We start from the raw sequence: 13,697 nt of genomic DNA on the forward strand, positions 1-13,697 counted from the left end.
CAACCCGGTCCTTGCACCGGTGCTCGTACTGGCGCTTGTACTGGTGCTTGCTCTGGCACTTGTTCTGGTTGACATACGGCGAGCCTAGAAACCAACTACGGGCCTGTCGTGGGTTGCAATCATCCACCGCTGGTAGATTTTCACCATGGACCGGGTGGAGATCAGGCTGGACGAGGCCCCGCGCGTGGCGAACATCGGCGTCGGAGTGCACGGCACCCACGGCCCGCACGACGTCTTCCGGCTGGCCGGTCTGTGGCAGCTGCATCTGTACGGCTACGAGGGCGAACTCGTCCTCGGCGGCACGGTCCACCGGATCCGTCCGGGCCGGGTCAGCCTGATCCCGCCCGGCGAGGAGGCGCACTTCCACTACCGCGGACGGTCGGAGCATCTGTACGCGCACGTATCGCTCTTTGACTCGGGGGCGCGGCACACCGTTCCGGTGATGCAGGACGCCGGCGCCGGTGCACCGCTGCTGTCCGCGCTGCTCCGCGGCGGCGTCACGGCCATGCCCGGCCTGCCCGCGAAGGCGGCGGCCGCCGCGTGGGCGGCGCTCTGGCAAGTGGTGGAGCTGAGCACGACCGCGCGCGCCGAAGGCCCGCCGCCCGCGGTCGCCGCCGCCATGGCCCACATCGAGGCCCATCTGGCCGAGCCCTTGACGGTTCCGGAGATCGCGCGGGCGGCCGGAGTCTCGCACAACCACCTCACCCGGCTGTTCCGCGCCGAGACCGGCCTCACCGTGGTCGCCCATGTCCGCCGCAGGCGGCTGGAACGGGCGCGCCATCTGCTGCGCGCGTCGACGCTCGCGATTCCGGCCGTGGCGGCGGCCGTGGGCATCCCCGACCTGCAGGCCTTCAACAAGGCCTGCCATCGCGAACTCGGCGCCTCACCGCGCGCGGTGCGGGCTTCCGACGCGCCCGTCTACACCCGGTAGAGGGCCCATGACCAGCGATGGGTTCCCGCGCCGACCAGATAGCGCGGCAGCGTGTCGGGCCCGCAGGAGGCGGTGCCGAGACCGCGGTGTGCAGCGTCGATATGGACCACCGGGCAGGCGCGCGGGGTGAGTTCGTCGTGATGGGCCGCCGCGGCGAGATCGTGGTCCCGGTGGCGCCCGACAGCGACCTGCCGCGGGCCGTCGAGCCGCACCGCCAGCCCCGGGGCGTCGACGCCGGCAGGCATCAGCGAGAAGCCGCGTACGCCGTGCCGTCCGCCGCTCTCCTGAGGACGAAGATACGGCGTGAACAGGGCGTCCACCGTGGCCCGATGATGCCCGACGGCTCCGGCCGCGCACCGGTCCGGATACGACTCCCAGGGCCCCTGCCCGTACCACTCAATGCAGTCGAGTTCGCTGACCGTCTCGAAGACGGATCCGACGCGCGCCACATCGGACACGCCTTCCGGCAGGACCGCGGTCTCCTCGATGAGCAGTCCTCCGCGGACCGGAGTGAAGACCTGCTCGTGCAGGACCGTGCCTGCCGTCGTGTCGTACGTGGAGCTGACCGACACCCGGTCGCCGTCCCGGGTGATTGACACCGGCTTGCGGACCAGGCTGTCCAGGCCGAGCCCGCGCCAGTGCTCCGCCGCGCCGCCCAGCAGATCGTTGTCGGTCGGCGCGCGCCACAGGCTCAGTACGGGCGGTGAGGTGAGCAGCGGATGCACGAGCAGCCCGGCGTCGTCGACCTCGACGCGGCCCTCGGCAGGGGTGAGATGGAAGGGCGACGGCTCGCGCAGCCGGATCTGCGGAGTGCACACCTCCGTGCCGCTCGGGGCCCACGGCTCGTCGACAGCCGTGCTCACCCGCAGTGTCAGCCAGGTCTCGCCGCTGTCGGCGGGCAGCGCCGCCAGCAGGTTTTCGGGGAGCGGGAGCGGTGCGCGGCCGCCGGGCGGCACGTCGGGGAGCTGGGCGGGTGCGGTCGACTCCCCCGCGTTCTCGGCGGAGAGCAGCCATTCGGCGCGCAGCCGGAACAGGTCGCGGAAGTGCTGATGGTTGTGGACGCTCAGCGTCTCGCCGTCGTACGACAGCCGTACGGGCGCGGCCAGTTCGCGGTGTTCGTACATCGCGGGCTTGGGTGTGCGGTCGGGAAAGAGGAGCCCGTCCGCGCAGAACGCGCCGTCGTTCGGCGTGTCGCCGAAGTCGCCACCGTAGGCCCAGCGGTAGCCCTCTGCGGTCACTCCGTTCGCGTACGCGCCCTCGCCGGCCCGTCCGGCGGGGCGGCCGTCGGACAGCCGTTGCAGAATGCCGTGGTCCCACAGCTCCCAGATGAATCCGCCTTGTAGGCCCGGCGTGGACTCGATGGCGGACCAGTGGTCGGCGAGGGTGCCGTTGCTGTTGCCCATGGCGTGCGAGTACTCGCAGAGGATCAGCGGTTTGGTCTGCGTGCCCGAGCGTGCGTGGGCGACGATCTCGTCCAGGGACGCGTACATCGGGCAGAGGATGTCGCTCGCGATCTCGGTCGATGACCAGTTTGTCTTCGCCGCGCCTTCGTACTGAAGCGGCCGTGTCGGATCGTGGCGGCGCAGCCAGCCGGCCGCGGCGTCGTGGTTCGCGCCGTAGTCGCTCTCGTTGCCCAGCGACCAGACGATGACACTGGGACGGTTCTTGTCGCGCAGCGCCATGCGCGAGACACGGTCGACGAAGGCGGGCAGATAGCGCGGGTCGTCGGCGATCTCGTGTGCGTGGTCGTGGCTCTCGATGTCCGCCTCGTCGACGACATAGAGGCCCAGTTCGTCGGTGAGGTCGAGCAGGGCCGGGTCGTTGGGATAGTGCGAGGTGCGTACGGCGTTGAAGCCGAAGCGCTTGATGGTCTCCAGGTCGGCGCGCATCTCGTCCTTGGTGACGGTGCGGCCGGTCAGCGGGTGGAAGTCGTGGCGGTTGACGCCGCGGATGTAGACGCGTTCGCCGTTGATCAGCAGATCGCGGCCGCGGATCTCGATGTCGCGGAATCCGATGCGGTGGTGCGAGCGGTCGGCGACGGTGCCGTCCGGGCGGTGCAGCCGCACGGTGAGGTCGTACAGGGCGGGCGTCTCGGCGGACCAGCGGGTGACGCCTGGTACCCATGCGCACAGTTGCGCCTCGCCGAGGAAGTCCGAGACGCGGTCCTCCTCCTGGTTGGCGCCGTCGAACTCCGCGTTCTGGATGAGCTCGGCGCCGTCGAGTTCGCCGCTGATGTGCCAGCCCCGCGCGAGCGGGCCGCGCACCTGGCAGTCCACTCGCAGCGAACCGCCCTGGTCCGCCCGGACCTTGACGTCCGCGAGATGCAGCGGGTCGGTGGCGTACAGCAGCACGGAGCGGGTGATGCCGCCGTGCCACCACTGGTCCTGGTCCTCGATGTGCGAGGCGTCGGACCACTTGACCACCGTCAGCCGTACGGTGTTGGGCTCGCCGGGCCGTACGGCACCGGTGATGTCGAACTCGCTCGCCAGGTGCGAGTCCTTTCCGATGCCCATGGACCGGCCGTTGACCTCGACGATCAGCACGCTCTCGGCGGCTCCGACCTGGAGGACGATGCGACGGCCCGCCCACTCGGCGGGAACGTCGAACTCGCGCTCGTGCACACCGGTCGGGTTGGCGGCCGGCGACAGCGGCGGGTACTCGGGCCAGGGCATCTGCACATTGGTGTACTGAGGCAGATCCTCGGTGTCCTGCATGGTCCAGACGCCGGGCACCGCCAGCTCCGACCAGTGGTCCGCGAGCGGTGCGCCGGGCGCCGGCAGCAGCTGGAAGCGCCAGCAGCCGTCCAGCGAGACGCTGCCGGGCCTGCGGTCCACCGCGTGCATCGGCAGCCGGTTCCACGAGGTGATCTCGGGCGATTCCCAGGGACGTACATCCATCAGCGGATGGCTCCCTTGGCCAGGTCGGCGATCATCTGGCGGGCGCCGACGGCGAAGACGATCAGCAGCGGGATCAGCGCGAGCAGCGCGCCGGTCATGACCATCCCGTAGTCGGTCGTGCCATGAACGCCGTTGAGCTGTGACAGCGCGACCTGGAGCGTCACCTGGTCGGGGTTGACCAGGGCGATCAACGGCCAGGCGTAGTCGTTCCACTGGCCCATGAAGGTGAAGATGCCGAGGAAGGCGAGGCCGGGGCGGACCACCGGCAGGGCCACGTGCCAGTACTGGCGCAGGAAGCCGCAGCCGTCGAGCTTGGAGGCGTCCATCAGTTCGTCGTGGATCGCGCGCTTCATGTACTGGCGCATCCAGAAGATGCCGAAGGCGTTGGCCGCGGCCGGCACGACGAGCGCGGTGAGCGAGCCGATCCAGCCGATCCGCGCCATGATCACGAACTGCGGAATGGCCTGGAGCTGGGCGGGCACCATGAAGATGCCCATCATGATCACGAACAGCGCCCGGCGGCCGGGGAAGTGGAACTTCGCGAAGACGAAGGCGGCCAGCGAGTCGAAGAACAGCACGAGGAACGTCACGGAGCCCGCGACGATGAGGGAGTTGAGCATCGAGCCGAAGAAGTCGACATTGTCGAAGAGGGCGCTGACGTTCTCGCCGAAGTGCGAGCCGGGCAGCAGCTTCGGCGGGAACTGGAAGATCTCGCTCGTCGTGTGCGTCGACATCACGACGGTCCAGTAGAACGGGAACAGCGACAGGAGTACGCCGCCGATCAGTGCGAGGTGCAGGACGATGCCTCTGGGCCGGGTGCCCTTCATGGACCTGGTTCCGAGCATGGCGGCCTCCCTACTTGTCCCGGCGCGAGACCAGGCGCCAGTTGATGATCGAGAAGACGGCGACGATCAGGAAGATGCCCCAGGCGATGGCGGCGCCGTAGCCGAAGTCGTTGTTGTCGAAGGTCTGCTGGAAGAAGTAGAGGACCATCGTCTGGCCGGCGTTGTCGGGGCCGCCGGCGAAGGTCGAGGTGTTGCTGGTGGTCTGGAGCAGCACCTGCGGCTCGGAGAAGGACTGCAGTCCGGTGACCGTCGACACGACGAGCGTGAACAGGATGACCGGCCGCATCAGCGGCACGGTGACGCGGAAGAAGGTCTGCACCGGCCCTGCGCCGTCGACGCGTGCCGCCTCGTACAGCTCGGTCGGGATGGTCTGCAGTCCGGCGAGGAAGATGATCGCGTTGTAGCCGGTCCACTGCCAGGTCATCAGCGAGGCGATGGCGACCTTGATGCCCCAGGGCGTGTTCAGCCAGGCGATCTGGTCCAGGCCGAGACCTTGCAGGACGGCGTTGACGAGGCCGAAGTTGGTGCTGAAGACCGAGCCGAAGATGATCGCGATCGCCACGACCGAGGTCACGTTGGGCAGGAAGTAGGCGAAGCGGTAGAAGCTCTTCAGCCGCACCGCGGAGTTGAGCATCACCGCCGCCACCAGGGCGATGAAGAGCATGGGCAGCGTCGCGATCGCCCAGATGATCAGGGTGTTGCCGATCGCGTGCCAGAACTGGGTGTCGCCGAGCAGATAGCGGTACTGCGACAGGCCCGCGTACTCCATCTCGCCGAGGCCGTCCCAGCGGTGGAAGGACAGATAGAGCGAGAAGCCGACCGGTATCAGGCCGAAGCAGAGGAACAGCAGATAGAACGGCGAGATGGCGAGGTAGAGCCGCCAGTAGCCGCGTACGGAGTGGGACTTGACGGGTGGGGCCTCGGGTGGCGAGACCGGTGTGGGAGTCACCAGGGCGGGCGCGGTGGCCATCTCAGCTCACCCCCAGATGGGATGCGATGCGCCGGCATTTGCTCATGGCGTCCTTCCAGGCTCGGTCCGGGTCCTTGCCCAGGGTGTGGACCTTGATGAGCTCGTCGTTGACCGGCTGTTGCAGCGCGACGTCGTACGGGCTGTTGTAGGCGACGGGGATCTTCGCGGCGGCCGGGCCGAAGACGTCGATGGTGACCTGCCCGCCGAAGAACGGGTCCGGGCCGCGCATGGCCTTCTGCCCGTACGAGGCGGGAGTTGACGGGAAGAGCGAGGCGTCGACGAATCCGCGGGTCTGGTTGTCCGCGCTCAGCAGCCAGCTGATGATCTCGAAGGCCTGCTCGGGTTCCCGGCACGCCTTGGTGACGGCCAGGAAGGAGCCGCCGATGTTGGCCGCTCCGCCCGGCATCTGGGCCACCCGCCACTTGCCCTTGTTCTTGGGCACGGCCAGTTTGAGGTCACCGGCCGCCCATGAGGCGTTGAGCTGGCTGGGGAGCTTGCCCTGTTCCATGGCGGCGTTGCTGTCGGGCGTGCCGCTGACGACCTTCGATATCAGGCCGCGGCGGCGGGCCTCGATCGCCATGGCCCAGGCGTCGGTGACATGCTTCTGGTCGCCGATGAAGTGCCGGTCCTTGTCGACGAAGCGCCGGGTGCCCTGGTTGAGGGCGTTCCCGAAGATGGAGAGCGGGTCGATGAGCAAGTAGGCGCCGGGGATCTTCTTCTTCAGCACCTCGCCGGCCGCGAAGAACTTCTCCCAGGTGTCCATCTCGGCGAAGACCTCGGCGGGTTCCGTCGGCAGTCCGGCCCTGTCGAAGACATCGGCGCGGTAGTAGTGGACGACGGGTCCGGTGTCGATCGGAAACCCGATCATGCGCCCGTCGGGTGCGACGCCCTGGTCCCACTTCCACGGCAGGTACTGGTCCTTGAGCCGCTCCGCGCCGAGGGTGCGCAGATCGATGAACTGGTCCGCGTTCGGGAGGTACGAGGCCATGTCCTCGCCCTTGAGCCCGGTGATGTCCGGGACGTAGGCGCGGCCGGCCATCGTGGTCATCAGCTTGGACCTGAAGTAGCCGCCGATCTGTACGGGCTGGAGTTCGACCTCCGTGAAGCGGGACCGGGCCTGGGCGACGACCTTGTCGCTCAGGCCTCCGGTCCAGTACCAGAGGGTCATGTTGCGGCCGGACGAGCCGCGGGGGACGGCGCAGCCTGCCGCAGCGGAGCCGAGCGCGGCTGCGGCCGACGTGGCCAGTCCTGCGCGCAGCAGCCCTCTTCGGGAGAGGTGCACTGCTCCCACCGCCTTTCGGTGTGTTCGGGGAGGGGTGTCAGCGGGGGGTGACGGGCGGATGGTGCGGGGCCGGACCGGGGTCGTCCGGGATGCGGTCGGCCAGGAAGCCGTAGGCACGCGAGAGTTCGGGATCGTGGGAGCCGGTGGTGTGCCACCAGCGGGCGATGCCGTGCCAGCCGGGCGCGGCGAGCGCGCCGGTGTGCCGCTGTACGGAAAGTCCCGCGGCGAGCGTGGCGAAGCGCAGCCGGTCCGCGAGCGGCCAGCCGCCGAGGGTGGCGGCGACAAAGCTCGCGCCGAAGACGTCGCCCGCGCCGGTCGCGTCGACGGCAACGATGTCAAGGGCCGGGACCTGGGCATGTTCACCGGTCGTCTGGTCGACGGCGAGCGCTCCCGACCGTCCGCAGGTGATCACCGCGACGGGTGTCAGATCGGCGAGTGCGGCCAGGGCCGCGGCCGGGCTGTCCGTGCGCGTGTAGCCCATGGCCTCGGTGTCGTTGGGCAGGAAGGCATGGCAGAGCGAGAGCTGGTCGAGGAGTTCGCCGGACCACTGCTCGCTCGGGTCCCATCCGACGTCGGCGAAGATCAGCGTGCCGGCGGCCGCGGCTTTGGCCAGCCACTTCTGCGGTTCGGCGTCGATATGGACGAGTGCGGTGCGGGCGGGCGGCGGGTCCGGCAGGAGTTCGTCCTGGGTGTGAGCGGGCGGGCTCCCGTGGGTGACGAGGGCGCGGTCGTGGTCCTGGGCCAGGGCGACGGTGACCGGGGTGTTCCAGCCCGGGGCCGTACGGGACAGGGAGAGGTCGATGCCCTCTTGTTCGGCGAGGATCTTTCGGCAGTAGGTGCCGTAGTAGTCGTCGCCGAAGACGGTGGCGAGCGAGGTGTCGAGGCCGTAGCGGGCGGCCGCGACGGCGAGATTGGCGATGCCGCCGGGGCCGCTGCCCATCCCGCGGGTCCAGATTTCCTCGCCCGGGGTCGGCGGCCTGCCGAGTCCGGTGAGGACGAGGTCGTAGAAGAGCAGGCCGGTGAGCAGCACGTCCGGCGGCCCGGTCTCCTCGTCCATGTGCGCGTCCTCTCGTCCAGGCTCGTCAAAGGTCTGCAAGGTGTGCACAGGATCGTGCGCCCACCGAGCAGAATTGGCAAGACTTGAGCACGAAGATGCATAGAAATGCTTGAGATTGACGAGTACCGTTCCTGGTGTGCTGGCTGAGCGACGACATCAACTCATCCTGCGGGCCCTGAGATCAGGCGGCCCCGCAGCCGTAACCGACCTGTCCGAGCAGCTTGGGGTGAGCCCCGCCACCGTGCGGCGCGACCTGGTCAAGCTGGAGGAGGAGGGCCTGCTGACCCGGGTCCACGGCGGGGCCGCGATCGAGGAGGGCGATCAGCCCTTCGCGGAGGTCGCCGAGATGCGGGTGCCGGAGAAGGACGCGATAGCGGTCCGGGCGGCGTCCATGGTCGAGGACGGGCAGTCCGTGCTTCTCGACATCGGCACCACGGCGTACCGACTCGCCCGGCAGCTGCACGGCCGCCGGCTGACCGTGATCACCAGCAACCTGGTGGTGTACGAGGAGCTGGCCGACGACACCGGGATCGAGCTGATCCTGCTCGGTGGAATGGTCCGGCGCGAGTACCGCTCGCTCGTCGGATTCCTCACCGAGGACAACCTCCGTCAGCTGCATGCGGAGTGGCTCTTCCTCGGCACCAGCGGCATCCGCCCGGACGGCCAGGTCATGGACACCACGGTCGTCGAAGTCCCGGTCAAACGCGCGATGATCGCGGCCGCCGACGCGGTGGTCCTGCTCGCGGACGCCGGCAAGTTCCCGGGCACCGGCATGGCGAAAGTGTGCGGCCCCGGCGCCCTGGACACAGTGGTGACCAACGCCCCTGCGGACCCGGCGACCAGCGCGGCGTTCGACGAGGCAGGAGTGAAGGTGGTTGAGGTATGAGGCTGACGATCCTCGGCGGCGGCGGCTTCCGGATGCCGCTGGTGTACGGCGCTCTGCTCGGCGACCACGCCGACGGCCGTATCACCCAGGTCGTCCTGCACGACCTCGACGCCGGACGGCTGGCCGCCATCGCCCGGGTGCTGGCCGACCAGGCGGCGGGTGTGCCGGACGCGCCGCGGGTCACCGTGACCACCGATCTCGACGAGGCGCTGCGCGGTGCGGACTTCGTCTTCTCCGCGATCCGCGTCGGCGGTCTCGAAGGACGCGCGGCCGACGAGCGCATCGCGCTGGCCGAGGGTGTGCTCGGCCAGGAGACCGTAGGCGCCGGCGGCATCGCGTACGGGCTGCGCACCGTCCCGGTCGCCGTCGACATCGCACGCCGCATCGCGCGGCTCGCTCCCGACGCCTGGGTCATCAACTTCACCAACCCGGCCGGACTGGTCACCGAGGCCATGGCACGCCATCTCGGCGACCGGGTGATCGGCATCTGCGACTCACCGGTGGGCCTCGGCCGGCGGGTGGCTCGTGCGCTCGGCGCCGACCCGGATTCGGCCCGGATCGACTATGTGGGCCTCAACCACCTGGGCTGGCTGCGCGGTCTGCGCGTCGACGGCCGCGACGAACTCCCCCGGCTGCTGGCCGACCCGGAGCTGCTGGGCTCCTTCGAGGAGGGCAAGCTCTTCGGCCCCGAATGGCTCCAGTCGCTCGGTGCGATCCCGAACGAGTATCTGCACTACTACTACTACAACCGCGAGGCGGTCCGCGCCTACCAGGATGCGAGGCAGACCCGCGGAGCCTTTCTGCACGAGCAACAGGCGCGGTTCTACGCCCAGATGGAGCGGCCGGACGCCCCGGCGCTCACGACCTGGGACCGCACCCGCGCCGAGCGCGAGGCCACGTACATGGCACACAACCGCGAGGCCGCCGGAGCCGGTGAACGCGATGCCTGCGATCTGGAGTCCGGCGGCTACGAGAAGGTCGCACTCGCCCTGATGCGGGCCATCGCGCACAACCAGCGCACCACGCTGATCCTCAACGTCCGCAACCGCACGACCCTTTCCGTGCTGGACGCCGAAGCGGTCATCGAGGTCCCCTGCCTCGTGGACGCCAACGGCGCGCAGCCCGTGTCCGTGGCTCCCCTGCCCCTGCACGCCACCGGCCTGGTGACCTCGGTCAAGGCCGTCGAACGCTGCGTGCTCGAGGCGTCGGAGAGCGGCTCGCGCACCACAGCCGTGCAGGCGTTCGCGCTGCATCCCCTCATCGACTCCGTGACCGTCGCCCGCCGTCTCGTCGACGACTACACCAGCGCCCACCCCGGTCTCGCGTACCTGAAGTAGGAGCCCGCTCATGCACGACGAACGCCGCCGCATCGAGGAGCGCGTCGAGCGCCTTCTGGAGCAGCGCATCCAGCCCGCGGTCCACGCCGCCGCTGTCCCCTTCGAGGTCGAGGCATGGGAGGCGCCGGACGAGCCGGTGCCGTTCGCCGAGGCCGCGTCCCAGACGTACGAACCCTTCGCGATGGGCACCCCGTGGGGCCCGCCCTGGGGCACCACCTGGTTCAAGGTGCGCGGCGAGGTCCCGGCCGAGTGGGCGGGCCGGCGCGTCGAGGCCGTCTTCGACCTGGGCTTCGTGGGCGACTGGCCGGGCAACCAGGCCGAGGCGCTCGTCCACACCCTGGACGGCAGCCCGCTGAAGGCGGTCAATCCGCAGAACCAGTACGTCCCCGTCGCCAACCCGGCGAGCGGCAAAGAGCGGGTCGACTACCTCGTCGAGGCGGCGTCCAACCCCGACATCCTCGCCAATGACTTCCGCGGCCCCACCCCGCTCGGCGACAAGGCCACGGCGGGCCGCAAACCTCTCTACACCTTCGCCCGCGCCGATCTCGCCGTACTCGACGAGGACGTCTGGCATCTCTCGCTCGATCTGCAGGTGCTGCGGGAGCTGATGCTGGAGCTCGGTGAGCAGGACCCGCGCCGGCACGAGATCATGCACGCCCTCGACCAGGCCCTGGACCAGCTGGACCTGGACGACGTCTCCGGTTCGGCGGCGGCCGTCCGTGCGGCGCTGGCGCCCACCCTCGCCAAGCCCGCCCACAGCAGCGCGCACCTCATGTCGGCGGTCGGCCACGCGCACATCGACTCGGCCTGGCTCTGGCCCATCCGCGAGACGAAGCGCAAGACCTCCCGTACGTTCTCCAACGTCACGGCGCTCGCCCAGGAGTACGACGAGTTCGTCTTCGCCTGCTCGCAGGCGCAGCAGTACGAGTGGGTCCGCGACAACTACCCGCAGGTCTGGGACCGCATCAAGAAGGCCGTCGCGGACGGCCAGTGGGCACCGGTCGGCGGCATGTGGGTGGAGTCCGACGGCAATCTGCCCGGCGGCGAGGCCATCGCACGGCAGCTCATCCACGGCAAGCGGTTCTTCATGGAGCACTTCGGCGTGGAGACGAAGGGCGTCTGGCTGCCGGACTCCTTCGGCTACAACGCCGCTTATCCGCAGCTGGCGAAGCTCGCGGGCAACGAGTGGTTCCTCACCCAGAAGCTGTCCTGGAACCAGACCAACAAGCTGCCCCACCACTCCTTCTGGTGGGAGGGCATCGACGGCTCCAGGATCTTCACCCACTTCCCGCCGGTCGACACGTACAACGTGGAGTTCTCCGGCAAGGAGATGGCCCACGCCGTACGCAACTACCAGGACAAGGGCCGGGGTACGACGTCACTCGCGCCGTTCGGGCACGGCGACGGCGGCGGCGGTCCCACCCGCGAAATGCTGGAGCGCGCCCGGCGGCTCGCGAACCTGGAGGGCTCGGCCAAGGTCCGGGTCGAGCATCCGGACGCCTTCTTCGCCGCGGCCCGCGAGGAGATCCCGGCCGATCAGGTCTGGTCCGGCGAGCTCTACCTGGAGCTGCACCGCGCGACGTACACCTCGCAGGCCCGCACCAAGCAGGGCAACCGGCGCAGCGAACACCGGCTGCGCGAGGCGGAGTTGTGGGCGGCGACGGCGGCGCTGCACGTGCCCGGCTACGCGTATCCGTACGAGCAGTTGGACCGGCTGTGGAAGACGGTGCTGCTGCACCAGTTCCACGACATCCTGCCCGGCTCCTCGATCGCCTGGGTGCATCGCGAGGCGGAGGCGGAGTACGCGCGCGTCGCCGAGGAGCTGGAGTCGCTGACGCGGTCGGCGGTCGGCGCGCTCGGTCCGGGCGGCCCGCGTGTCTTCAACACCGCGCCCCGCGCCCGTACCGAGGTGATCACCGTCCCGGCCGAGGCGGCTGCTGGACCGGGCGGCGCGTCCCGACTGTCCGACGGCTCGTCGGCCGTGCTGGTCGAGGTCCCCGCATCCGGCAGCGCGGACATCGCCACGGCCGCGGTTCCTGACCCCGTTCCCGTCACGGTGACGGATCGAGTCCTCGACAACGGTCTCGTGCGCGTCGCCTTCGCCGACGACGGCACACTCTCCTCCGTACGCGATCTCGCCGCCGACCGCGAAGTCCTCGCCGCGCCCGGCAACCTGCTGCGGCTGCACACCGATCTGCCCAACTACTGGGACGCCTGGGACATCGACAAGCACTACCAGAACCGCTTCACCGATCTGCTGGACGCCGAGTCGGTCACCGTCGTCGAGAGCGGCCCGCTGGTCGGCGCGGTGCGGATCGAGCGCGCCTTCGGCAAGGGCTCACGCATCACACAGACCGTCATCGTGCGGGCCGGCAGCCGCCGTATCGATGTCGAGACCGAGATCGACTGGCACGAGGCCGAGAAGATCCTCAAGGCCGCCTTCCCGATCGACGTCCGCGCCGAACGGTCAACCGCAGAGATCCAGTTCGGGCATGTCCACCGGCCCACACACACCAACACCAGCTGGGAGGCGGCCCGTTTCGAGGTCTACGGCCATCGCTGGGTGCATGTCGGCGAACCCGGCTACGGCGTCGCGGTCATCAACGACTCGACGTACGGCCACGATGTCTCCCGCACCACCCGCGACGACGGCGGCACGACGACCACGGTCCGCCTCAGCCTGGTCCGCGCGCCGCGCGTCCCCGACCCGGAGGCCGACCAGGGCCTGCACCGATTCACCTACGCGCTGCTGCCGGGCGCGACCGTGGAGGACGCCGTCGCGGAGGGCTATGCGCTCAATCTGCCGCTGCGGGTGGCGCCGGCGGCCGGTGCCGTCGCGCCACTGGTGACCAGTGACGATCCCGCCGTCACCGTGGAGGCGGTGAAGCTGGCGGACGACCGCTCCGGCGATGTGGTCGTACGGCTCTACGAGTCCCACGGCGGCCAGGCGCGGGCGACACTGCGCACCGGGTTCGCGCTCGCCGGAGCCGAGATCACGGATCTGCTGGAACGTCCTCTGGCGGGCGAGCCGGTGGCTGTCGACGGCGACTCGATCGCACTGACGCTGCGGCCGTTCCAGATCCTGACGCTGCGCCTGAAGCGGGCGTAGCCGCGCCGGCCATCCGCTCGAGGACCGCGCGCGAACGCGAGGTGCCGTCCCTGATGGCCGAGGCCCGGTGGGACACGGCGATCGCGCATGCGCTCGTCGTGCCGGCCGGGCCGGGTGGAGAAGGATGTAGCGGCCATCTTCGGCAGGCTCGGCCTACCGTCGTCGGAGAACAACAACCGTCGGGTGCTCGCGGTGATCCGCTATCTGCGCTCGTAGCCGGTGTCTTGGGGGCGCACTCGGGTCGCGCGCCTCTGGGGCGCAGGGGGTTCGGGGGCGAAGCCCTGAATTGGCCGGTTCCGTTCGTGCGGGGTACCGACGCGTACTCCGCGTCCGATAGACGTTCATCCGCGGTAAACCCGACACCAGCCCGCGGAGGTCGCCCC

At 69.7% G+C, this 13,697-nt stretch carries 10 protein-coding genes; 5 read left to right on the forward strand and 5 right to left on the reverse strand.

Annotated elements, in window-relative coordinates:
• The first annotated feature begins 145 nt into the window (after positions 1 to 145).
• On the forward strand, positions 146 to 931 hold the full coding sequence (locus ACH4YL_RS01650) for a helix-turn-helix domain-containing protein (protein WP_398503701.1): 786 nt from the start codon (positions 146 to 148) through the stop codon (positions 929 to 931).
• Here the strand turns inward: ACH4YL_RS01650 and ACH4YL_RS01655 are convergent.
• The 5 genes from ACH4YL_RS01655 to ACH4YL_RS01675 are packed head-to-tail and all read right to left on the reverse strand — an operon-like array spanning position 919 to position 7,982.
• Positions 919 to 3,828, reverse strand: a complete 2,910-nt coding sequence (locus ACH4YL_RS01655) for a glycoside hydrolase family 2 TIM barrel-domain containing protein (protein WP_398503703.1) — start codon at positions 3,826 to 3,828, stop codon at positions 919 to 921. The genes ACH4YL_RS01650 and ACH4YL_RS01655 overlap by 13 nt on opposite strands.
• Positions 3,828 to 4,673, reverse strand: coding sequence for a carbohydrate ABC transporter permease (locus ACH4YL_RS01660; protein WP_398503705.1), 846 nt, complete (start codon positions 4,671 to 4,673; stop codon positions 3,828 to 3,830). The genes ACH4YL_RS01655 and ACH4YL_RS01660 overlap by 1 nt, the downstream gene beginning before the upstream one ends.
• A gap of 10 nt (positions 4,674 to 4,683) precedes the next feature.
• Positions 4,684 to 5,643 (reverse strand): carbohydrate ABC transporter permease, encoded by a 960-nt coding sequence (locus ACH4YL_RS01665; protein ID WP_398503706.1) that lies wholly within the window; start codon positions 5,641 to 5,643, stop codon positions 4,684 to 4,686.
• Position 5,644: 1 nt separating this feature from the next.
• Positions 5,645 to 6,925 carry an extracellular solute-binding protein gene (locus ACH4YL_RS01670; protein WP_398504367.1) on the reverse strand — a complete coding sequence of 427 codons (1,281 nt, stop codon included), beginning with the start codon at positions 6,923 to 6,925 and terminating at the stop codon, positions 5,645 to 5,647.
• 37 nt (positions 6,926 to 6,962) lie between these two features.
• Positions 6,963 to 7,982 (reverse strand): carbohydrate kinase family protein, encoded by a 1,020-nt coding sequence (locus ACH4YL_RS01675; protein ID WP_398503708.1) that lies wholly within the window; start codon positions 7,980 to 7,982, stop codon positions 6,963 to 6,965.
• 136 nt (positions 7,983 to 8,118) lie between these two features.
• On the opposite strand from ACH4YL_RS01675, the gene ACH4YL_RS01680 reads away from it, so the two are divergent.
• The 4 genes from ACH4YL_RS01680 (at position 8,119) to ACH4YL_RS01695 (ending at position 13,530) form a co-directional block, all read left to right on the forward strand.
• A complete protein-coding gene (locus ACH4YL_RS01680) occupies positions 8,119 to 8,868 on the forward strand; it encodes a DeoR/GlpR family DNA-binding transcription regulator (RefSeq protein WP_398503710.1) in 750 nt (249 codons plus the stop codon).
• Entirely contained in the window at positions 8,865 to 10,205 is a 1,341-nt protein-coding gene (locus tag ACH4YL_RS01685; RefSeq protein ID WP_398503712.1) for a 6-phospho-beta-glucosidase, read from the forward strand. Before ACH4YL_RS01680 ends, ACH4YL_RS01685 begins: the two co-directional genes overlap by 4 nt.
• A gap of 10 nt (positions 10,206 to 10,215) precedes the next feature.
• Complete coding sequence (locus tag ACH4YL_RS01690; RefSeq protein ID WP_398503714.1) at positions 10,216 to 13,314, forward strand: alpha-mannosidase; 3,099 nt, start codon at positions 10,216 to 10,218, stop codon at positions 13,312 to 13,314.
• An 87-nt stretch (positions 13,315 to 13,401) separates the two neighbouring features.
• Positions 13,402 to 13,530: a hypothetical protein gene (locus tag ACH4YL_RS01695; protein ID WP_398503715.1), complete on the forward strand. Its 129-nt coding sequence runs from the start codon at positions 13,402 to 13,404 to the stop codon at positions 13,528 to 13,530.
• The last annotated feature ends 167 nt before the right edge of the window (positions 13,531 to 13,697 follow it).

The sequence above is a fragment of the Streptomyces sp. NPDC020681 genome (assembly GCF_044334895.1).
Taxonomy (GTDB): domain Bacteria; phylum Actinomycetota; class Actinomycetes; order Streptomycetales; family Streptomycetaceae; genus Streptomyces.

Excerpts from the sequence above, each read along its gene's own strand:
- ACH4YL_RS01650 (WP_398503701.1), top strand. The coding sequence starts at position 146 with ATGGACCGGGTGGAGATCAGGCTGGACGAGGCCCCGCGCGTGGCGAAC.
- ACH4YL_RS01695 (WP_398503715.1), top strand. The coding sequence starts at position 13,402 with ATGCGCTCGTCGTGCCGGCCGGGCCGGGTGGAGAAGGATGTAGCGGCC.
- ACH4YL_RS01660 (WP_398503705.1), bottom strand. The coding sequence starts at position 4,673 with ATGCTCGGAACCAGGTCCATGAAGGGCACCCGGCCCAGAGGCATCGTC.
- ACH4YL_RS01665 (WP_398503706.1), bottom strand. The coding sequence starts at position 5,643 with ATGGCCACCGCGCCCGCCCTGGTGACTCCCACACCGGTCTCGCCACCC.
- ACH4YL_RS01655 (WP_398503703.1), bottom strand. The coding sequence starts at position 3,828 with ATGGATGTACGTCCCTGGGAATCGCCCGAGATCACCTCGTGGAACCGG.
- ACH4YL_RS01690 (WP_398503714.1), top strand. The coding sequence starts at position 10,216 with ATGCACGACGAACGCCGCCGCATCGAGGAGCGCGTCGAGCGCCTTCTG.
- ACH4YL_RS01685 (WP_398503712.1), top strand. The coding sequence starts at position 8,865 with ATGAGGCTGACGATCCTCGGCGGCGGCGGCTTCCGGATGCCGCTGGTG.
- ACH4YL_RS01675 (WP_398503708.1), bottom strand. The coding sequence starts at position 7,982 with ATGGACGAGGAGACCGGGCCGCCGGACGTGCTGCTCACCGGCCTGCTC.